The sequence below is a fragment of the Acinetobacter sp. WU_MDCI_Abxc222 genome (genome assembly GCF_025514755.1).
Classification (GTDB): domain Bacteria; phylum Pseudomonadota; class Gammaproteobacteria; order Pseudomonadales; family Moraxellaceae; genus Acinetobacter; species Acinetobacter geminorum.
The window spans coordinates 308,486-328,032 of sequence record NZ_JAHPVG010000003.1 but is presented as its reverse complement, the minus strand read 5'-3'; the positions used below and the strand labels follow the sequence as shown (position 1 = coordinate 328,032).

General features: G+C 37.8%; 22 protein-coding genes and 1 riboswitch. Of the genes, 8 read left to right on the top strand and 14 right to left on the bottom strand.

Annotated features, from left to right (window positions below; genetic code table 11):
* The 7 genes from ispC to KTJ10_RS18000 all read right to left on the bottom strand — a co-directional run bounded on the left by ispC (position 1) and on the right by KTJ10_RS18000 (position 5,811).
* Positions 1–1,197, bottom strand: a complete 1,197-nt coding sequence (gene ispC, locus KTJ10_RS07490; RefSeq protein ID WP_262441715.1) for a 1-deoxy-D-xylulose-5-phosphate reductoisomerase — start codon at positions 1,195–1,197, stop codon at positions 1–3.
* A complete protein-coding gene (locus tag KTJ10_RS07485) occupies positions 1,198–2,022 on the bottom strand; it encodes a phosphatidate cytidylyltransferase (RefSeq protein WP_017385994.1) in 825 nt (274 codons plus the stop codon).
* The gene (gene uppS / locus KTJ10_RS07480; RefSeq protein WP_002115643.1) at positions 2,022–2,774 is read right to left on the bottom strand and encodes a polyprenyl diphosphate synthase; all 753 of its coding nucleotides are present in this window, start codon (positions 2,772–2,774) and stop codon (positions 2,022–2,024) included. Before uppS ends, KTJ10_RS07485 begins: the two co-directional genes overlap by 1 nt.
* 5 nt (positions 2,775–2,779) lie before the next feature.
* Positions 2,780–3,334, bottom strand: a complete 555-nt coding sequence (gene frr, locus KTJ10_RS07475) for a ribosome recycling factor (protein ID WP_002115638.1) — start codon at positions 3,332–3,334, stop codon at positions 2,780–2,782.
* An 84-nt stretch (positions 3,335–3,418) separates the two neighbouring features.
* Positions 3,419–4,147 (bottom strand): UMP kinase, encoded by a 729-nt coding sequence (pyrH, locus tag KTJ10_RS07470; RefSeq protein ID WP_000852257.1) that lies wholly within the window; start codon positions 4,145–4,147, stop codon positions 3,419–3,421.
* Between the two features lie 51 nt (positions 4,148–4,198).
* Entirely contained in the window at positions 4,199–5,542 is a 1,344-nt protein-coding gene (gene rimO, locus KTJ10_RS07465; RefSeq protein WP_199977713.1) for a 30S ribosomal protein S12 methylthiotransferase RimO, read from the bottom strand.
* Between the two features lie 47 nt (positions 5,543–5,589).
* Positions 5,590–5,811, bottom strand: coding sequence for a hypothetical protein (locus KTJ10_RS18000; RefSeq protein ID WP_410468413.1), 222 nt, complete (start codon positions 5,809–5,811; stop codon positions 5,590–5,592).
* Between the two features lie 73 nt (positions 5,812–5,884).
* Between KTJ10_RS18000 and glnL the strand changes: the two genes are divergently transcribed.
* The 5 genes from glnL (at position 5,885) to KTJ10_RS07435 (ending at position 11,141) form a co-directional block, all read left to right on the top strand.
* Positions 5,885–6,994, top strand: a complete 1,110-nt coding sequence (gene glnL, locus KTJ10_RS07455; protein ID WP_002115631.1) for a nitrogen regulation protein NR(II) — start codon at positions 5,885–5,887, stop codon at positions 6,992–6,994.
* Positions 6,981–8,474, top strand: a complete 1,494-nt coding sequence (gene glnG, locus KTJ10_RS07450) for a nitrogen regulation protein NR(I) (protein ID WP_033847310.1) — start codon at positions 6,981–6,983, stop codon at positions 8,472–8,474. Before glnL ends, glnG begins: the two co-directional genes overlap by 14 nt.
* Positions 8,475–8,740: 266 nt before the next feature.
* Entirely contained in the window at positions 8,741–9,394 is a 654-nt protein-coding gene (locus KTJ10_RS07445) for a TetR/AcrR family transcriptional regulator (RefSeq protein WP_033848018.1), read from the top strand.
* A 112-nt stretch (positions 9,395–9,506) separates the two neighbouring features.
* Entirely contained in the window at positions 9,507–10,424 is a 918-nt protein-coding gene (gene argF / locus KTJ10_RS07440) for an ornithine carbamoyltransferase (RefSeq protein ID WP_262441714.1), read from the top strand.
* Between the two features lie 192 nt (positions 10,425–10,616).
* Entirely contained in the window at positions 10,617–11,141 is a 525-nt protein-coding gene (locus KTJ10_RS07435) for a protein tyrosine phosphatase family protein (RefSeq protein WP_033847313.1), read from the top strand.
* On the opposite strand, the gene ispF is transcribed toward KTJ10_RS07435, so the two are convergent.
* Positions 11,129–11,620, bottom strand: a complete 492-nt coding sequence (gene ispF, locus KTJ10_RS07430) for a 2-C-methyl-D-erythritol 2,4-cyclodiphosphate synthase (RefSeq protein WP_033847315.1) — start codon at positions 11,618–11,620, stop codon at positions 11,129–11,131. The two genes, KTJ10_RS07435 and ispF, sit on opposite strands and share 13 nt — an antisense overlap.
* 100 nt (positions 11,621–11,720) lie before the next feature.
* On the opposite strand from ispF, the gene KTJ10_RS07425 reads away from it, so the two are divergent.
* The gene (locus tag KTJ10_RS07425) at positions 11,721–12,365 is read left to right on the top strand and encodes a hypothetical protein (RefSeq protein ID WP_033847316.1); all 645 of its coding nucleotides are present in this window, start codon (positions 11,721–11,723) and stop codon (positions 12,363–12,365) included.
* Positions 12,366–12,409: 44 nt separating this feature from the next.
* Here KTJ10_RS07425 and KTJ10_RS07420 read toward each other — a convergent pair whose 3' ends face one another.
* The 3 genes from KTJ10_RS07420 to KTJ10_RS07410 form a co-directional block, all read right to left on the bottom strand.
* Positions 12,410–13,654 carry a D-amino acid dehydrogenase gene (locus KTJ10_RS07420; RefSeq protein ID WP_002115716.1) on the bottom strand — a complete coding sequence of 415 codons (1,245 nt, stop codon included), beginning with the start codon at positions 13,652–13,654 and terminating at the stop codon, positions 12,410–12,412.
* 175 nt (positions 13,655–13,829) lie between these two features.
* Positions 13,830–13,918, bottom strand: a riboswitch (glycine riboswitch).
* Positions 13,919–14,067: 149 nt separating this feature from the next.
* Entirely contained in the window at positions 14,068–14,559 is a 492-nt protein-coding gene (locus KTJ10_RS07415) for a hypothetical protein (protein WP_002115670.1), read from the bottom strand.
* A 242-nt stretch (positions 14,560–14,801) separates the two neighbouring features.
* Positions 14,802–15,245, bottom strand: a complete 444-nt coding sequence (locus KTJ10_RS07410) for a BLUF domain-containing protein (protein WP_005073889.1) — start codon at positions 15,243–15,245, stop codon at positions 14,802–14,804.
* Positions 15,246–15,473: 228 nt separating this feature from the next.
* Here KTJ10_RS07410 and KTJ10_RS07405 point away from each other — a divergent pair, with 228 nt between their 5' ends.
* The gene (locus KTJ10_RS07405) at positions 15,474–15,737 is read left to right on the top strand and encodes a hypothetical protein (RefSeq protein ID WP_002115584.1); all 264 of its coding nucleotides are present in this window, start codon (positions 15,474–15,476) and stop codon (positions 15,735–15,737) included.
* On the opposite strand, the gene KTJ10_RS07400 is transcribed toward KTJ10_RS07405, so the two are convergent.
* Complete coding sequence (locus KTJ10_RS07400; RefSeq protein WP_262441713.1) at positions 15,732–16,433, bottom strand: alpha/beta fold hydrolase; 702 nt, start codon at positions 16,431–16,433, stop codon at positions 15,732–15,734. The genes KTJ10_RS07405 and KTJ10_RS07400 overlap by 6 nt on opposite strands.
* A 173-nt stretch (positions 16,434–16,606) precedes the next feature.
* On the opposite strand from KTJ10_RS07400, the gene KTJ10_RS07395 reads away from it, so the two are divergent.
* Entirely contained in the window at positions 16,607–16,900 is a 294-nt protein-coding gene (locus tag KTJ10_RS07395) for a hypothetical protein (RefSeq protein WP_262441712.1), read from the top strand.
* A 97-nt stretch (positions 16,901–16,997) separates the two neighbouring features.
* On the opposite strand, the gene fumC is transcribed toward KTJ10_RS07395, so the two are convergent.
* Both fumC and KTJ10_RS07385 read right to left on the bottom strand, forming a co-directional pair.
* Complete coding sequence (fumC, locus tag KTJ10_RS07390) at positions 16,998–18,392, bottom strand: class II fumarate hydratase (RefSeq protein WP_262441711.1); 1,395 nt, start codon at positions 18,390–18,392, stop codon at positions 16,998–17,000.
* Positions 18,393–18,508: 116 nt separating this feature from the next.
* A complete protein-coding gene (locus tag KTJ10_RS07385) occupies positions 18,509–19,516 on the bottom strand; it encodes an NAD-dependent epimerase/dehydratase family protein (RefSeq protein ID WP_262441710.1) in 1,008 nt (335 codons plus the stop codon).
* Between the last annotated feature and the right edge of the window lie 31 nt (positions 19,517–19,547).

Below are 19,547 nucleotides of genomic sequence, written 5' to 3'. Positions count from 1 at the left end.
TCAGCCTCCTATACTTGATATATACTGCTGTGCTACATGTCGTGCTACTTCATCTTTATTTAAAATAGACTCGATATTATCAGCAACTGAGTTTTCCAATTTTTGCAAAGTATGCTCTACCACTTGTGGGATATTTGTAAATCCAATCTGTTCCTTTAAAAATGCAGCAACAGCAACCTCATTTGCAGCATTTAAAATAGTAGGTGCCAGCCCTCCTGCACGCATTGCCTGACGAGCTAAATCAAGTGCTGGAAATTTCAGGATATCCGGTGCTTGAAAATTAAGCTGAGAATACTCAAATAAATCTAAAGCAGGAACACTAGTCTGTAAACGTTCTGGCCATGCTAATGCATGAGCAATCGGTGTACACATATCTGGATTACCCATTTGTGCCAATGTCGAACCATCAACGTATTGCACCATAGAATGAATAATACTTTGTGGATGAACAACAACTGTAACAAAATGTTCAGATATTGAAAACAAATGGCATGCCTCAATTAACTCCAACCCTTTATTCATAAGAGTAGCTGAGTCAACTGAGATTTTCTGCCCCATAGACCAGTTGGGATGCTTACAAGCCTGTGCAGGAGTAACTTTTTCTAATTGTTCTAAAGAATGGTTTAAAAATGGTCCACCTGAAGCAGTCAATAAGATCTTTGATACACCCTGTTGTGGTTGTCCATTTCTTTCAGCTTCTAGATAGTTATGAGGTAATGACTGAAAAATAGCGTTGTGTTCTGAATCTACCGGTAATAATAATGCCTGATGATCACGTGCTGCTTGCATCATGATTTCACCAGACATAACTAAAGCTTCTTTGTTAGCAAGCAATACGCGTTTACCAGCTTTTACAGCTGCCAATGTTGGCAATAAACCTGCAGCTCCAACAATTGCAGCCATAACTACATCAACATCTGGATGAGATGCGATACTTACCAGCCCTTCCTGATCAGTCAAAATTGCAATATTTTGTAATTCATTTTTTGCAAATAAAGCTACTAATTCGTCAACTTTTTGCTTTGGAACAACTACGACTTTTGGTTGGAATTGTTTACAGATATCAACCAATTCAGGAATTCGACTATGAGCTGAAACTGCAAATACTGAATACTTATCAGGATGTTGATTTAAAATTTTTAAGGTACTTTGCCCTATGGAACCGGTTACGCCCAATATGCAAACAGATTGTGTCATTTATAAATCTACACCAATAAGTTTTAATATATACATTCCCGTTGCAAAGATCGGGGCTGCAGCAAGTAAAGAGTCAATACGATCTAAAACACCACCATGACCAGGTAGCACACGTCCAGAATCTTTAATACCAGCACGACGTTTAATCATCGACTCAAACAAATCACCTAAAACTGAACCGAATACTGTAATTAGTGACAAGATAAGAAACAGGATTTGCTGAATTAAAGTTAAATTTAGATACTGATATTGCACAACCAACATTACCAGTATGGTCGTGATAATACCACCATACAAACCTTCTACTGATTTGTTCGGACTTACGGTTGGCGCTAGTTTTCTTTTACCAAATTTACGGCCAACAAAGTAAGCACCACTATCTGCACCCCACACGAGTAAGAACAGATACATTAACCACCATGGCGAACTTTGCCACACAACAAAAATTGAAGTTACCGCCGCACAAACTAAAATAATGCCAATTACATATAGAGTAGCATTATACCACCCATCAAATTCAGGAAAAGATTTGACCCAATAAACGCTTACAAGCCAAGTCAAAATTGAAGCTGACCACAACAGTAATGCAATATCATGGAAAAATAGAGCAACGCCTGAAACGAATGCAACAAGCAGACCGTAGCACCAAGCTTTTGGCTTTACAGCATTGACAGTTTCATGGGGCATTAATTTATACCATTCATACCCCGCAACCCCTGCTGCTACAATCATAAGAACCAACATTGGATAATGTGATTGCGTAGCAAACATACAGCCTAAAACAACTGCGACAAGTACCAATGCGGTAACAATCCGCTCTAACATTATAAGTTCTCTATTTTCTCTTGCTGAATTTGTTCAGATGTTTTGCCAAAACGACGTTCACGCCCTGAAAAAACATTCAATGCATGATCGAATTCTTGTACTGTAAATTCTGGCCATAAAGTATCAGTAAAATACAGCTCAGCATATGCTGCTTGCCATAACAAGAAATTAGATATGCGATAATCTCCGCCTGTACGGATTAATAAGTCCACAGCTGGCAGATCGTTTAGACTGACATATTTTTCGAACAAATCAACATTTATTTGATCAGCACCAAATTCACCACGGGAAACCGCTTCAGCAACTTGTTTTGCTGCATTTGCAATATCCCACATCCCACCATAGCTCACAGCAATAGTTAAGGTCATCGTGTTATGGTGTGCTGTCTGTTGCTCTGCATCTTCCATTAAGGCAACTAGGTGTGACGGTAATCGAGAACGATCACCTATGAAACGCAAAGCAATATTAAATTTCTTCATGCGAGGTATTTGCTCATGAATAGTTTCTTCAAGAAGCTTCATAAGCAGATCGACTTCAAATTGTGGTCGATTCCAGTTTTCGCTTGAAAATGCAAAAACCGTTAAAGCACGAATACCTGTTTTTTTACAATGTTCAACGATAGGATCAAGAACATTTTTACCCTCTCGATGTCCATCACCTTTTTGCATTTGATTTTTTTTTGCAAAGCGGTTGTTGCCATCCATGATGATGGCAACATGCTTAGGAAGATGATACTCTTCTGAATCGGTCATAAAATTTAGACCTTCATCAATTCTGCTTCTTTCGCTGCAAGACGCTTATCTACTTCTGCAACATATTTGTCAGTGATTTTCTGGATATCATCACCTGCACGGCGCTCATCATCTTCAGAGATTTCTTTCTCTTTTAATAATGCTTTGATATCACCTAACACATCACGACGAATATTACGAATTGCAACTTTTGCATTTTCAGCTTCGCTACGCGCAATTTTTTGCATATCACGGCGTGTTTCTTCAGTTAATGCAGGTAAAGGTACACGAATTGCATCCGCTGTAATTGGGTTTAAACCAAGATCACTCTCACGAATTGCCTTATCAATAGCTGAAACCATTGTACGTTCAAATGGCTGAACAAGAAGTGTACGAGAATCTTCAACCCCAACGTTTGCCACTTGATTTAAAGGCACATCAGAACCGTAGTAAGGAACCATTACCCCATTTAAGATTGATGGGTGTGCACGGCCGGTACGAACTTTAGCAAACCCTAGTTCCAAAGACTCAAGAGTTTTCAACATACGCTGTTCGCTGTCTTTTTTCAGATCGTTAATCATATGATCTACCTTACTTATTTATTCAAGGATGTTTTAACAAATTTAATTTAGCGCTAGTATAAAGAGCTTTCGTCAACACGTACATTATTTAGTAACGCGTGTACCTTCTTTTTCGCCCATGACTACTGACAATAGCGCGCCTGATTTATTCATATCAAAAACTTGTAATGGCACATTATGGTCACGACATAAACAAATAGCTGTCAAATCCATAACACCAAGTTTTTCGTCTAATACTTGATCAAAGGTTAAATGATCGTATTTAACTGCATCTTCGTATTTACTTGGATCTTTATTATATACGCCATCAACTTTGGTCGCTTTTAGAATTAAATTTGCTTCAATTTCAATTCCGCGTAAGCAAGCTGCCGTATCAGTCGTAAAGAATGGATTTCCAGTACCAGCAACAAAAACACAAACTTCACCCTGACTCAAGTGACGAATAGCATCACGACTTGAATAAGACTCCACTACTGTACCAATTGGTAATGCAGACATAAGACGAGTTCTGATATTACGGCGAACCAATGCATCACGCATAGCTAGACCATTCATTACAGTTGCAAGCATACCCATTTGATCGCCTGTTACACGACCAACCAAGCCATCTTTTTGCAACTGACTACCACGATACAAGTTACCGCCACCAACAACGATACCCACTTGCACACCTAAGCCAACTAAGTGAGCAATTGAAAGGGACATTTGATCAAGAACTTGGGCATCAATACCCATATCTTTGTTACCTGATAATGCTTCACCAGATAGTTTTAATAAAATGCGTGAATAACGGGGGCTAATTGTTTCCGCCATGAGTTTGCTCCAAAACCTCTTAAACTGAATGCTTTTTTGAATCGTTATCGATTAAACCGACTTAATTTTAATTAACTTTGCAAATAAGTCGTATTCATCCGCATCGGTGATTTCGACTTCTAAAATATCGCCTGGTTGAATAGTGCTCTTATCGATATCTTCTACAAAGACATTACCGTCAATTTCCGGAGCATCGGCATAAGAACGTGCAACAGCCACAGGATATTCATCTTCCAAACTATCGACTAATACAGTCATCGTTTGACCAATACGTTTTTGCAACTTAGCAGCAGAAATTTGTTGCTGCACTTGCATAAAGCGCTCGTAACGCTCTTGCTTAATTTCTTCAGGCACATGATCGGGTAAATCATTTGCCGTAGCGCCTTCTACTGGTGAGTAGGTAAAGCAGCCAACACGATCAAGTTCAGCTTCAACTAACCAATCGAGCAATATTTGAAAATCTTCTTCAGTTTCGCCTGGGAAACCCACAACAAATGTAGAACGAATTACAAGTTCCGGGCATTTTTCACGCCACAATTTAATTTTTTCTAGTGTATTTTCACTGTGAGCCGGACGCTTCATTAACTTAAGAATACGCGGGCTTGCATGTTGGAATGGGATATCAAGGTATGGCAGAATTTTTCCTTGTGCCATCAAGTCAATAACTGCATCAACATGTGGGTATGGATAAACATAATGTAAGCGCACCCAGATGCCAAGTTGACCTAGTGCTTCACACATATCAAAGAATTTTGTTTTAACAGGCTGGCCATTCCAGAAATCAAGTTTGTACTTGGTATCTACACCATAAGCTGATGTATCTTGCGAAATAACCAAGATTTCTTTAACACCTGCTCTTTTAAGCGCAGCGGCTTCTTCCAATACACTTCCGACTGGACGAGAAACAAGATCACCACGCATACTTGGGATAATACAGAAGGTACAACGATGGTTACATCCTTCAGATATTTTTAAATAGGCATAATGCTTTGGTGTTAAGCGAATTCCTTGTTCAGGAACCAAATCAACAAACGGGTTGTGTTTAGGTGGTGCCGGTACATATTCATGCACAGCTTCCATTACATCTTGATAAGCTGCTGCACCAGTAACCTTTAAAACGTTTGGATGCATTTGACGAATTTTGTCTTCGTCTTTACCTAAGCACCCTGTAACGATCACTCGACCATTTTCACTCATGGCCTCGCCAATTGCATCTAGCGACTCTTGTACCGCAGATTCAATAAAACCACAGGTATTAACAACAACTAAATCAGCACCATCATAATCTGATGCAACTTGATAACCTTCAGTCTTTAACTGAGTTAAAATTCGTTCAGAATCTACCAATGCCTTAGGACAACCTAAAGAAACAAAACCGACTTTGGGGGTCTTCATGAATCTGCGCTCCACTTGAATGCGCGTATTGTATGTCTTTTCTTGTCTCAAGCATAGGTGGAAAGCCCACTCTTTGTGTAATGCACCAAAATACGACCAACATTTGCACCAAAACTCATCTTTGCACCAAGTTGGATCATGTTATTATCTATATTTAAGCCATCAGTTTTGATCAACCGATATAAAGACCGATTTAAGCGCGTTTTTGAATACTTTAAAACTTTAAAATAACCCATAAACAAAGTTGGCGTACATTTTGCATCGTTCATGTTCTATAACGGTGAAAATCCGATAACCAATGAAGATGCCATTGCGCTATTTTAAGACAGGAACGATTCGCTAATGGATCAACACAACCCTATCGACTATCGCCTATTGGTAGACAACTTAACTACTGCGATTTTATTGATCGATAGTAACTTAAACATTTTTTATTTAAATTCTGCCTGCGAAGCACTATTTGATATTAGTTTGCTTCGAGCTTCAGGACAGCCCGTTTTAAACTTACTTCATGCGCCTGATGATACTTTTAATACACATGAAGCTTTATTAAACACCATAAAAACGGGGCAACCTTATACCCGTCGAGAAGCGGTTATTAATGTCAACTTTAAAGATCTTCATGTCGATTACACAGTTTCTCAATTAAATGCTGGTAAAAGTTATCACCCATTACTCTTAATTGAGCTCAACCCGATTGATCGTATGTTAAAGATTTCTAAAGAAGAAAATCTGGTACAACAACATCAGGTCGCTAGGCAGCTTGTACGTGGCGTAGCGCACGAAATTAAGAATCCACTTGCAGGTATTCGTGGCGCAACTCAATTACTCGCTCGCAGTTTAAACGACAAGAGTTATGCTGAATTTACAGATGTCATTATTAATGAAGTAGATCGCTTAACTAACTTAGCAGATACCATGTTGGGTTCTAGGCAACTTCCAAGTTATGAAAATGTTAACGTACACGAGCCTTTGGAGCGAGTGCGTTCACTTATCGCCAACCAGACAAAGAAGAAAATTAAAATTATACGGGATTATGATTTGTCTTTACCCGATGTTAATGCCGATCGTGATCAGTTAATACAAGTCATGCTCAACATTAGTGTAAATGCAATTCAAGCCATCACAGAAAACAAAGCATTTTTTATAGATCACGAACCGGAGTTAATTCTACGTACACGTATACAACGTCTTGTCACAATTAATGGTGTGCTGAATCGATCTACAGTGCGAGTCGATATAGAGGACAATGGACCAGGCATTCCTGAAAGTATTTTGGAGTCAGTATTCTATCCATTGGTTACTGGACGAGCAAAAGGTACTGGGCTTGGCCTGAGTATTGCACAGAATATTATGCATCAACATAACGGAATGATTGAATGCCAATCTGTTCCTGGAAAAACAATTTTTAGCTTATATTTACCTTGGGAGTCAGACCGTGTCGCGAAATAAAATATGGGTTATTGATGATGATCGCGCCATGCGATGGGTATTGGAAAAGACCTTTAAAGAGGAAGGTTTTGATGTTACCAATTTTGAAGAAGCTCAAACTGCGCTTGAACGTTTGCACCATGATGCTCCCGATGTCATCTTAACTGACATCCGCATGCCTGGAATTGATGGTTTAACTTTTTTATCTAAAGTCAAAAACACTCATCCAGATTTACCTGTCATTATTATGACAGCACATTCTGACTTAGAGTCTGCTGTATCAAGCTATCAAACGGGTGCATTTGAGTATTTACCAAAACCTTTTGATATTGATGAAGCTTTAGCTTTAGTCAATCGCGCGATCCTGCATATTAATAAACTACAACAGCAAGAAGCTACAAAAACAGCCTCACCTCTTCAATCAACAGAAATTATTGGTGAATCTCCGGCAATGCAGGAGGTTTTCCGTGCTATCGGTCGTTTATCTCAATCTCATATTACTGTTTTAATTAATGGTGAATCGGGTACGGGTAAAGAATTAGTTGCTCATGCTTTACACAAGCACTCCCCACGCCGTGCAAAGCCTTTTATCGCCTTAAATATGGCTGCGATACCAAAAGACTTGATTGAAACCGAGTTGTTTGGTCATGAAAAAGGCGCTTTCACAGGGGCGAATACTCAGCATCAAGGACGCTTTGAACAGGCAAATGGCGGAACATTGTTCCTTGATGAAATTGGTGATATGCCATTTGAAACTCAGACTCGATTGCTTCGCGTACTCGCTGACGGTGAGTTCTATCGTGTAGGTGGGCACATTCCCGTTAAAGTAGATGTTCGAATTGTGGCAGCAACGCATCAAGATTTAGAAAAGCTAGTAAATGAAGGCCGCTTCCGTGAAGACTTATATCACCGCTTAAATGTGATTCGTATTCACATTCCTAAGCTTGCCCATCGTAGTGAAGATATTCCAATGCTTGCGCAGCATTTCCTTGCGCGTGCAGGTAAAGAGCTTGGCGTAAGTCCAAAAATCTTACGCACTGAAACAACGGACTATATGCAACAGTTACCATGGCCCGGTAATGTTCGCCAACTAGAAAACACATGCCGCTGGTTAACTGTAATGATCACTGGTCGCGAAGTTTATCCAGAAGATTTACCATCAGAGCTTAAACAAGTTCCATTGCAAAAGAATAGTGATTCTGGACAACCTGCACCTTCATTTGAGCGTATTTCTCTACACCATTGGGATGAGCTACTAAATCAATGGGCTATTCAAAAGCTTAAGAATGGTGAAATGAAGATTTTGGATATTGCCACACCTATGTTTGAACGCACGTTGATTAACGCAGCCTTACAACAAACACGTGGACGCAAACGTCACGCAGCAGAATTATTAGGTTGGGGTCGCAATACCTTAACACGTAAGTTAAAAGAACTTGGAATGGATTCTGCAGATGATGACGAAGAAGATGAGCACAAGGTGACTCAGACCGAAGCCTAGAAATCCGGTTATTTAACTTCAGAGCGGTTAAGTCATTCTTAGCCGCTTTGTTTTCCAATCAGATTTTTCATTAAAATATAATGTAAACATAAGGTTACATCATCAAATCCTTCCACAAACAACTCTAAGCTTATATTTTGTATTAGTTTATTTTTTGAATTAGCCACTTACTGTTCAGCATATGATCTAAAAAAATGGTTATAACCATCACTAAAGATAGTTTTGCTATACTAGATAAGCAAAGTCAGTTGTTGTTATTAAATTTTATGCATGATTCAGTCCTGGATTCACATCACCTTGCATGTGAGAAACCTCAAACACGCCGCGGTATTGAACGTCGTTTAGCCCTATTGTTAAGCGCGACCGAGCTGTTTCTAGAGAAAGGATATGATGCAGTATCTCTTGATGATATTGTCAACCATGCAGGCGGTTCTAAGGCGTCAATTTATAAGTATTTTGGCAACAAAGAAGGTCTTTTTACTGCTATTTGTGATTATAAACGTGAAATGTTTTTTAAAGATGTTTGTATTGCATTTCAACCCGAAAAAAGCACTTTAAGAGAATACCTAATTCAAACCCTCAATCGGGTTTATATTCACATCATTCAACCAGAGCATGTTGCGTTTTTACGACTTATTATCGAACAAACTGAATGTAATACTGTCCTCATACAATACCTATATGACAAATGGGTACACAATTTACAGAATACGCTTACTCAGGCATTAGAGTTTGCAGACAAATCAGGAGAAATCACATGTCCTTCTCCTTATTATTCTTCACTGATGTATTTTGGGATTTTGCGCGACATTGAATGGCGTATGATTATGGGTATGCCAGCCTTGCCAGATGAGAAAGAAGCTCTTGATTACATTGAATATTGTGTGGATATTTTTTTAAAAGGCCATCATAAAGTCTAATTCTTTTGCATTTTAAAATGCTTATAGTATAGTAGACTTCTTTTTTTCCACATCCACCCAGCCAACAACAGATAATTGTTATATTTCAAAACAATTATTATGGAGTAGCTACATGGCTCTAAGACATTTCCTGACTTTACGTGATCTATCCACTCTAGAACTTAATCGCATTTTGGAACGCGCAAGCGAGCTTAAAAAAATGCAACATGACAATAAGGTCTACCAACCTTTTGTCGGTAAAGTATTGGGAATGATTTTTGAGAAATCAAGCACACGTACACGTATCTCTTTTGAAGCAGGTATTAACCAATTTGGCGGTAGTGCGATTTTTTTATCGCCTCGTGACACACAATTAGGCCGTGGCGAACCAATCGAAGATTCAGCACGTGTAATTTCAAGTATGCTTGATGTTGTGATGATTCGCACCTTTGGTCATGACATTGTTGAACGTTTTGCTTCTTATTCAAAAGTACCTGTAATTAACGGCTTAACTGATGACCACCACCCTTGCCAGTTATTAGCAGATTTACAAACATATATTGAACATCGCGGCAGCATCGAAGGCAAAACCGTTGCTTGGATTGGCGATGGTAATAATATGTGTAATTCATACATTGAAGCTGCACACATGATGGGTTTCAAACTCAAGATTGCATCGCCAAAAGGATATGAACCTAAACCTGAATTTTTAGCGGAGTTTGGTCATTGCGTTGAGCTTTATGATAATGCGGAAGATGCAGCAGTAAATGCTGACCTCATTGTGACTGATGTATGGGCAAGCATGGGGCAAGAAGAAGAACAAAAACTTCGTGAAAAAGCCTTTGCTGATTTTCAGGTTAACGAAAAATTAATGGGTCTTGCTCACCCAGACTGTTTATTTATGCACTGCTTACCTGCTCATCGTGGCGAAGAGATTTCGGAAACCATGCTCGATCATAAAAATGCAGTGGTATGGGATGAGGCAGAAAACCGTCTTCATGCTCAAAAAGCTTTAGTCGAATTTTTATTGAATGAAAATCTAAAAGCTTAAGTATTTAGAAAAAAACAGCATCTTTATGATGCTGTTTTTTTATTTTTATAAGACTTGTAGTTCTCTAGTTAATTATTTTTAAAATTTTGATAACGTTGTCGAATATATAAACACTCTATATTTCAACTCTGATCTAGAATCGTGTATAACATTCTACACAATAAGCTAAGCCTACTCTTGTAGAGTGCGATCATGACAACCGTTGAACAATCATTATCCCAAATTCCCACATTTTCGATTATTCATGAACATTTATTTAGTTCAGCCCAACCTTCTGTTGAACAACTAAAATTGATTAAAGAGTATGGGTGTAGCACAGTCATTAACCTTGCTTTAACTAATGCTTCAAATCATCTTGAAAATGAAGATCGTATTTGTTTAGACCTTGGTTTAAATTACATTCATATTCCAATTGATTGGGAGATTCCTTCTGCTGAGCAGTGCTTATTAGTTTTAGATTTGATTGATCATTTAGTGCAAAGTGAAATTGTTTGGATACATTGTGCCAAAAATAAACGTGTAAGTTGCCTTATGTATGTCTATAGACAGTTTTATATGAATATGGATATGCCTACGTCTCAAGATTTATTGCACGAAATTTGGGAACCTAATGAGACTTGGACTGGACTCATTCATAGTATTACCTTACAGCTACAAGGCCGTAAGGCAACTCTAGAACTTCAGCAATCTTTGCAACAGGCCGATCATTTAGTGTGATGAGAGACTAAAACAGTCGCTGTTGCCAAAATACCTTCTTGACGACCGGTAAATCCTAGTTTTTCGGTTGTCGTTGCTTTAATGCTAATTTGATTAATATCTAAATTTAGAACGTCAGCAATGCTTTGACGCATTTCTAAATTATGCTTAGCTAATTTTGGACGCTCACAAGCCACCGTAATATCGGCATTATTTAACTGATATCCGCGGTCTAAAATTAATTGATAAACATGCTTTAACAATATTCGGCTATCTGCGCCTTTGTATTCTGGATCAGTATCAGGAAAATGCTGTCCAATATCTCCAAGCGCTAAAGCACCTAATAAAGCATCACATAGCGCATGAAGTACGACGTCACCATCCGAGTGTGCTTTCAAACCATGTGTATGTGGAATTTGAATACCCGCCAATGTAACGAAGTTCCCCTCTTCAAAGGCATGTACATCTATTCCTTGTCCAATACGAATCTGAGCAACCATATAAATTATTACCTTCCATAAAAACTTAAGAAATCTTGTATTCAGCCTTTCTGTTTCGCTATAGTACACCTAGCAAAGTAGACTGAAAGTATAAGCGATCATGCTGTCTAATACTGATATGAATCAATTGAAAAGATTAAGTTTTGTCATGACACTGAGTTGTTTATGTTCACCTCTTGTCTTTGCAGAATCAATAGACTGTTCCAATACTGGAACTGAGCTTAAAATCTGCTCAAAAACATTTAGTGAATCAAGAAAGCAACTCAATAATAAATATCTTTCTGCATATTTAGTTACTGATGCCCCCTTACAGCTTTTACAGGATACACAAAAGTTATGGTCTAAACATACTCAGCAATGCAAGAGCAATACATGCATTCAACAACAGTTTGATTTACGTACTGATGACTTAAATTTTTATGCGTCGCTTAAGCAAACGCTTACCCAACATTATCTTAAGTTTGAGGATGGACATATAGCCGCTCAGCCTGTACACATTCAAGTCCATCAACTCGCGAAAGACAAAATCAAGATTGAAGGGATAGCATACCGCAACCCAAATAATCGCAAAGAAACTCAAACGATTTCATTGATGGCGTATAGTTCGCCTGAACAAAAAAGTGAAATTTTAGACAATGAGCACAACTGTAAATATCAGTTTAATTTTCAAAAAGCTTTACTGAAGGTAAAAACTCAGCAAAAAGGCTGTGAACGTTTTAGCGGAATCTACCGCTTATATGACTAACGCTTAAAATAAAAGCCAGTGTTTAAACACTGGCTTTTTACTTTCTACGCTGGATATTTTTGTGCAATATCCTGACCCACTAGAACTGCGGTTGCCGCAGACAAAGTCCAACCTAAATGCCCATGCCCTGTATTATAAAAAACACGAGGTTGTTTAGATTGCTTAACAACAGGCAGCATATTCGGCATCATAGGTCTTAACCCTGCCCAAGGCACCACATGCTCAGTTGAAATATCAAAGTTACGATTAACCCAATTCACTAATGGTTGAATACGATCAGCCCGTATGTCGCGGTTATAGCCATTAAACTCAGCAGTCCCTGCCACACGCAGTCGATCTTTACCTAAACGAGAAGTCACAATTTTTGCACTTTCATCTAACAAGCTCACCCAAGGAGCATTCTTTACACTGTGCTCATCTTTTAATTGTACGGTAATTGAATAACCTTTTACTGGATACACATTGACTCGCTCACCAATCATATCGGCAAGTTGATAACTCCCTACACCACCACAAACTACAAGTACATCACCTTCTAGCTGAATGTTGTCGGACTCAACCAAATAAGGATGCTCAGCACTTGGCTGACAAGTTACGACTACTTTGTCTGCGCTGCACTTAATATCCATAACTTCTAGACCGAACTTATATTGAACGCCATATTGTTTAGTCTTCTCAGCTAAAGAGGTTGAATATTTATGAATATCACCCGTCGCATCACTTGGTGTGTAATAGCCACCGAAATAGTCACCCGTCAAAGATGGTTCTATTGTTTTCATTTCATCAGGTGAAACCGAATAGCGCTCCAATGTACCTTTGTTCAATACATTATTAACTTGTTTAGCAATTTCGTAGTCAGCCTTACTGTGATACATATGGAGAATTCCACGTTTCTCCAAATCAAACTCAAGCTGCTCTTTTTCAGCTACTTCAAATAAACGCTTACGAGCGAGCAATGCCAAACGGACCGTCTCAATCGTATTCGCCTCATAGTTTTTAATATGTGATAGAAATTCAACTAGCCAACTATACTTATGCAAACTAAATGAAGGATTCAACAATAGCGGAGCATCTTTTTGTCTCATCCATTTAAAGCCTTTAATCACGGTAGCTTTTTGGTTCCATACTTCGGCGTTACAAGCCGATAATTGCCCTCCATTGGCAAATGATGTTTCCATTGCAGGATATAAATGTCGATCAATCACTGTGACTTGATAACCCAGTTGCGATAACTCATAAGCAGAGGTAACCCCTGTGATTCCCGCACCTATCACAATAACATGTGGCATAACAGACTCCTCAGAAATGCAAAACATTTCATCAGTACAGCCCATCTGTCATTGGTACCTGAGAGTTTCGACCCCAACGTTACCTTTTAACGTTTAGATCTTCCCCTTCGGTGAGTTTATAATTTATAAGTTATTGTTTTCCATTCTTATAAATCTAAGCTTCTCTCCAGATTTTTTAATTATTACAGTCCTTTTGCCTGAGAGTTTCCGGGCTTGTTGCTCCTTCGGCGGGTTCTTAATGAACCTCTCTCCCGCAATAATTTTGTATTTATATAAGCAATGTATCTGCCACATTAGAAAAAACGCATTCTTTTCTTGTAAACTTTTGTATAAGCAATCTTAAAAATATAAGCTATTGATTTAATTAACAATAAAAAAGGTGAATTTTTATAAATTCACCTTTTGCACTAAAATTAGAGTTTTCCGTTGAGCACTTGGTCTGAAACCGTACCCTTCCATTGCTCACGCAAGGTTGGTAAGTAGAATTTTTCACCAATAGTGACCAGCTCAGCATCAATCAATGCATGAACTTCGTGCATAAAAATATAATCCAAAGCAACTAAAGAAAGCTGATGATTTTTTTGCGCTGTTTTCTTACGTTTTACCTGTGCTTGTTTCACTAGCTCATTTGCAAAGTTTTTATCTTTATAAGCAGTGATTGCATTTAAACGAAGCTCAATCACACCCCATCCCGCTAATAGCTTTTTAAAGACTTCAAAATCTTTTGAGGTTGATTCCCACGTTACGTTTTCTAAATCATTATCTTCAGGTAAAACTGGTAATAATAAATCCGCTGTACTTGGGAAAATCTTTTTAAGATTTAACAGAAACTTAACCGGCTGATCACTAGGATAATCATTAAATTGCACGTGTTGTTGGGTATCTGTCAAATAAATAGAGAGCATTCAAAAATCCTTAACTAAGCAGCTGTTTTTAATAATTTTATCTCTAACTTTGCGAAATAAATGCAAAACAAAAAACAATATAAAAACAGGACAAGGTGGGCATTTTAACAATTATGACGGCTTATTCAACGCCAATTCGCCATTAATTAGTGAAAGTTTCAACCTTCGTGATAAAAAGCTCTCCGAAGAGAGCTTAATTTTACATAGGATAATTAAAAATCTACTGCAATTCCTGATTTTGATTAACCTTGATATTGATCAACTTTATGGTTTGGTTGATCTACAAGCAATTCAATAAAAGATGGAATAGATGTAGTGTTAAGCAGATAAGGATTAAACTCATCAACATGATGATGATGAAAGAATTCTTTTATTTTCGTGTTAATGGGAGCAAATTTCATACTCCAATGTTTAAATAGACGTTGTTCAGATGGTTCTGAAAAAATGATTTCACAGTTCTGATGTCTCGAATCTTTCAAAATTAATTTATAAAATAGCGATTCGACTTGTTCTTTCTCACCTTCTAAATACTGTAAGAAGTATCCATTACCATAGTAAAGTACTCCTGTAATATCATTATGTGAGTTGAATTTGACTGCTTCAGTGAGAATATCAATTAAATCTTGTTTTATTTGACTATGTTCACTATTGGTTTTACTTGCATACATAAAGCCTATTAAACTCATAGCGATACTCGAAGATAGATTTCACTGTACATTCTGACATTTGCACACATTTCTTACAATGTAACCTAATTAAAACCTTGTATTTCAAAAGTAAAGATTATTTTCTTTTTGAAAATGACAAACTTTAACAACCCGAAATCTTTTGTAAATTAATGCCAACTTAACAAGTTAATCAGACACTATTAATTTTAGTACAATTGAAAATTGTTTTTAATGCGTGGATGTCTAATGGAGAATCATGAAGTTATTCTTCAAGATGAACATCATAAACAGTTTAAAATTGTCAAAGTTCAAGATGTTCGTTTTGATAAGAATACCCTTAACAATAGCTATCAATGGTTATGGATATTTGATCATAGTTCGGAGTTTTTCCCATTTGAGTTATGGGATGAGCTTGATCATGCAACTGTTCATCAAAAAATCAAACTTGGCAATCAAGTTTTCAAGATTATCAAGATTCTGACGAAGAAAACGAAAGTTAGGCCCTCATGAAAGATAACTACTTAACCAAGTTAAAATCACTAAAACCAATGCTTTCGGCTGTTCAATCGGAATCATATGGCCCGTATTTTTAATTATCTCAAGCTTTGCATGTGGCAATTGATCTAATAATTCTATGGCTTCTTCCTTGGAGCGGAGCTGGTCCTCAGCACCAGAAATAATTAAAGTTGGACATGCGATCTTACTCATATCATAAGAGCTTCTATCTAACATCGATTGTTTTACGAACTCTTCATAACCCAAAGTTTTTCCCATTTCTTGGATTCTTTTTACAAGAGCACGATTCTGCACATTTGATGGATGAAGTGTTTTTTCAATTGATATTGAGCTTAGCCCATGGAAAGTTTTCTCAGAATTAAGTTTAATTGCGGTTAACTTTTGATTTTTCTGCTCTTCTGTATCTGAACGTAATGAAGAGGCTATTAAAACAAGCGCCTTAACTTTTTCAGGAAATTGCTCCACTATAGATCTCGCAATGTACCCTCCAAGTGAGAATCCAATTAGTACAAAGCTCTCAGGCGCATTTTCACCAATTTTTTGAGCAATCTCTTTTATTGTTTGCCCTTCTTTTAAAGTAGCTCGAGATATATTCCACTCTTTAGGCACCTCATTTATGACTTCATTCCACAGAGATTCGTCAAGCATATAACCAGGAATTAAAACAACTGAAAGTGGCTTTTGATTCATAAGTTTTTTAATACCTTACTTGTAAATTATAGCTAACAGCATTTTATGCTAATAAAAAATCGATAATTAGAATATTGAAGTAAAAAATAAAATCACTATATAAATTAAACAGTATTAACTCTACAAGCACGCCAGACTAAAACATTCCCTTTCTACGCTTGAAGGAGGTACACATGAAAGTTAGAGCATCACGTACGTATTCCGCTTCAGCAAATAATTATTTTATTTCCAAAGAATATGACTGTACTGTTATTCCTGTAAAAGGAATATGTTTTATAGACTCTGGTCTAACTGAGAGTGGAGTGATTGAACCAGTAGAGATTATTGAAGTGACTATAGAACCAGAATCCAACTCGTATCATGTTCTTTTAGCACGCGATACACATGACTACGAAAAAGAAGAGCTAAAAAAGAAGTTTGAAGCTATGAAATCTCATGGCTGGGAGTACATAGACGGCTTACTTTGAGATATTCCTATCTCGAGGTATACGATAAATTCGGAAATATAAAAGCCCTCATTTGAGGGCTTTTATATAAATATTAACACTTACATTATTTTAGTGATTATTTACTATTTGGAGAAACCATTTTTTCAGGTTTAACTACTTCGTCAAATTGTTCCGCTGTAACTAAACCAAGCTCAACAGCTACCTGCTTCAAAGTTTTATTTTCTTTATAAGCAGTCTTTGCAACTTTTGCAGAATTTTCATAGCCAATTACCGGATTTAAAGCTGTAACTAGCATCAGAGAATTATGCAAGAAGTGATCAATCTTGTCGCGATTAGGCTCAATTCCTACTGCACAATGGTCATTAAAGCTATTACACGCATCACCAAGCAATTGAATAGACTGCAATAAGTTATAAGCAATCACAGGCATAAATACGTTTAATTCAAAGTTCCCCGAAGCACCTGCTACGTTAATGGTCGTATCATTTCCAAGCACTTGCGCAACAACCATGGTCATTGCTTCACTTTGTGTGGGGTTTACTTTCCCCGGCATAATGCTTGAACCAGGCTCATTTTCTGGAATACGGATTTCACCAAAACCACAACGCGGTCCACTAGCCAGCCAACGAATATCATTCGCGATTTTGTTTAAGCTTACAGCCAAAGTTTTTAATGCACCTGATGCAAAAACAGCCGCATCACGGCCTGCAAGTGCTTCAAATTTGTTAGGCGCAGTTACAAATGGCAAGCCCGTCAGCAAAGCAAGTTGAGCAGCTGCTTTTACTGCATAGTCAGGATGTGCATTTAACCCAGTCCCTACCGCAGTTCCACCCAATGGCAATTCATATAAACCAGTTAAAGCTTGCTGTAATCGAACCAATCCATGCTCAAGCTGAGATACATAGCCACTAAATTCTTGGCCTAAGGTTAATGGAGTAGCATCTTGCAAATGAGTACGGCCAATTTTGACAATGTCTTGAAATTTATCTGACTTTCTTTGCAAAGTCGCTTTAAGTTGCTCTACAGCAGGGATGAGTAATTCGTTAATTTGTAAACTTGCTGCCACGTGAATGGCGGTTGGAAATGAGTCGTTTGTTGATTGAGCACGATTGACATGATCGTTTGGATGTACTGGCTTTTGAGCACCTAACGCCTGGCCTAACTTTTGGTTTGCAATATTGGCAATCACTTCATTACAGTTCATGTTGCTTTGCGTACCAGAACCTGTTTGCCAGACAACTAAAGGAAATTGGGAATCCCATTTGCCATCAATGACCTCTTCAGCAGCACCCACAATATATTGACTCAAATCTTGTGGTAGTTGTTCAAGTTCAGCATTGGTTATTGCAGCAGCCTTTTTTACCAAACCCATTGCTCGAATCATGGCACGGGGTAATCGTTCTTGCCCGATTTTAAAGTTCTGTAAGCTGCGTTGAGTCTGTGCCCCCCACAATGCTTCATTTGGAACTTCAATCTCACCCATAGTGTCATGTTCAATTCGTGTTTGCATAGAAACCTCGGTTATCTCAATAAAGAACTCACGGGCTGAAGCAAGTGTTTGCTCTGGCTAGTTAATTTTGAATATCGTACTCAAGCACACCAGTATTGTAAATAAGAATCATTATCCTATCTTCCATTTAAAGTATTTTGATAAAAGCGCCATTCATCTTCGATCATTTGTTTTAATGGGCGCTTCGGTGTCCATTGCAATAAGGTTTTTGCTTTCTCAATATTAGCCCCAACTTGATCTAACTCGACATGTTTATAAATTGCTGATTGTGTAGGAACTTCAGCTTTAGTAGCTTGTGAAATTTCATCGAGTAATTGACGAATTGAATGAACTTGGTCATGTGCAATATTAAATGCTTCACAACAATGCGTTTGTTCACGCAGCCAATGTAAGCTCGCGATGACGGCTTCACATAAATCTAAAACATGTAAAAAACTACGTTCAGTCGTATGATCTGACGTTTCAGCTTGATCTTGTAATTCAATTAAATCACGTTGCATTGCAGCGACTTGCATGGCAAGTGGTACGATATTTTTAGGCAGCTGAGCGACATACTCTCCAAGCACTCCATGCTCAAATGCACCCACGATATTAGATAATCGTAAAATCGCAATTTTCCACTCATGATCAATTTTATAAGTATCACGGATAATTTCTTCAATCATCTGTTGAGACTTAATATAAGGATTAGGATAAGCATAATTAAATTCTTCTGTTTCGCTCAATTGCAAACCAGATTTCCCATAAGCTGCAAGGCTAGACAGATGAATGAAGTGACGAACACCCGTACGTTGCATGGCACGTAGTAAACTCATGATACAGCTAACATTATCATTATAATATTCAAGAGGTTTAAGGTTAGATTCTTCAATTGATTTAAATCCGGCAGTATGAATAACTGCATCAATTGAATATTGCTCAAACACCTTATTCAGCGCTGGTGTATTGCGTACATCAAGTTTGACAAATGGAACGTACATACCAGAAATAAATTCTAGCCGCTCCAAAGTTTGCAAGGTTGAATTAGCCAAATTATCGACGATTACCACCTCTTGCCCTTGAGCCATTAGACTCAACGCAATGTGTGAACCGATAAAGCCTAAACCACCTGTCACTAAAATCATTGTATACTTACCTTTCTCTTAATGTATCTAC

Coding starts and splice junctions, on each gene's coding strand:
- KTJ10_RS07445 (WP_033848018.1), top strand. CDS start 8,741: ATGCATGATTCAGTCCTGGATTCACATCACCTTGCATGTGAGAAACCT.
- KTJ10_RS07420 (WP_002115716.1), bottom strand. CDS start 13,654: ATGCCACATGTTATTGTGATAGGTGCGGGAATCACAGGGGTTACCTCT.
- glnL (WP_002115631.1), top strand. CDS start 5,885: ATGGATCAACACAACCCTATCGACTATCGCCTATTGGTAGACAACTTA.
- pyrH (WP_000852257.1), bottom strand. CDS start 4,147: ATGGCGGAAACAATTAGCCCCCGTTATTCACGCATTTTATTAAAACTA.
- ispF (WP_033847315.1), bottom strand. CDS start 11,620: ATGGTTGCTCAGATTCGTATTGGACAAGGAATAGATGTACATGCCTTT.
- KTJ10_RS07405 (WP_002115584.1), top strand. CDS start 15,474: ATGGAGAATCATGAAGTTATTCTTCAAGATGAACATCATAAACAGTTT.
- KTJ10_RS07425 (WP_033847316.1), top strand. CDS start 11,721: ATGCTGTCTAATACTGATATGAATCAATTGAAAAGATTAAGTTTTGTC.
- frr (WP_002115638.1), bottom strand. CDS start 3,334: ATGATTAACGATCTGAAAAAAGACAGCGAACAGCGTATGTTGAAAACT.
- fumC (WP_262441711.1), bottom strand. CDS start 18,392: ATGCAAACACGAATTGAACATGACACTATGGGTGAGATTGAAGTTCCA.
- argF (WP_262441714.1), top strand. CDS start 9,507: ATGGCTCTAAGACATTTCCTGACTTTACGTGATCTATCCACTCTAGAA.
- KTJ10_RS07395 (WP_262441712.1), top strand. CDS start 16,607: ATGAAAGTTAGAGCATCACGTACGTATTCCGCTTCAGCAAATAATTAT.
- KTJ10_RS07385 (WP_262441710.1), bottom strand. CDS start 19,516: ATGATTTTAGTGACAGGTGGTTTAGGCTTTATCGGTTCACACATTGCG.
- KTJ10_RS07410 (WP_005073889.1), bottom strand. CDS start 15,245: ATGAGTTTAATAGGCTTTATGTATGCAAGTAAAACCAATAGTGAACAT.
- uppS (WP_002115643.1), bottom strand. CDS start 2,774: ATGACCGATTCAGAAGAGTATCATCTTCCTAAGCATGTTGCCATCATC.
- KTJ10_RS18000 (WP_410468413.1), bottom strand. CDS start 5,811: ATGAACGATGCAAAATGTACGCCAACTTTGTTTATGGGTTATTTTAAA.
- KTJ10_RS07485 (WP_017385994.1), bottom strand. CDS start 2,022: ATGTTAGAGCGGATTGTTACCGCATTGGTACTTGTCGCAGTTGTTTTA.
- KTJ10_RS07400 (WP_262441713.1), bottom strand. CDS start 16,433: ATGAATCAAAAGCCACTTTCAGTTGTTTTAATTCCTGGTTATATGCTT.
- ispC (WP_262441715.1), bottom strand. CDS start 1,197: ATGACACAATCTGTTTGCATATTGGGCGTAACCGGTTCCATAGGGCAA.
- rimO (WP_199977713.1), bottom strand. CDS start 5,542: ATGAAGACCCCCAAAGTCGGTTTTGTTTCTTTAGGTTGTCCTAAGGCA.
- KTJ10_RS07415 (WP_002115670.1), bottom strand. CDS start 14,559: ATGCTCTCTATTTATTTGACAGATACCCAACAACACGTGCAATTTAAT.
- KTJ10_RS07435 (WP_033847313.1), top strand. CDS start 10,617: ATGACAACCGTTGAACAATCATTATCCCAAATTCCCACATTTTCGATT.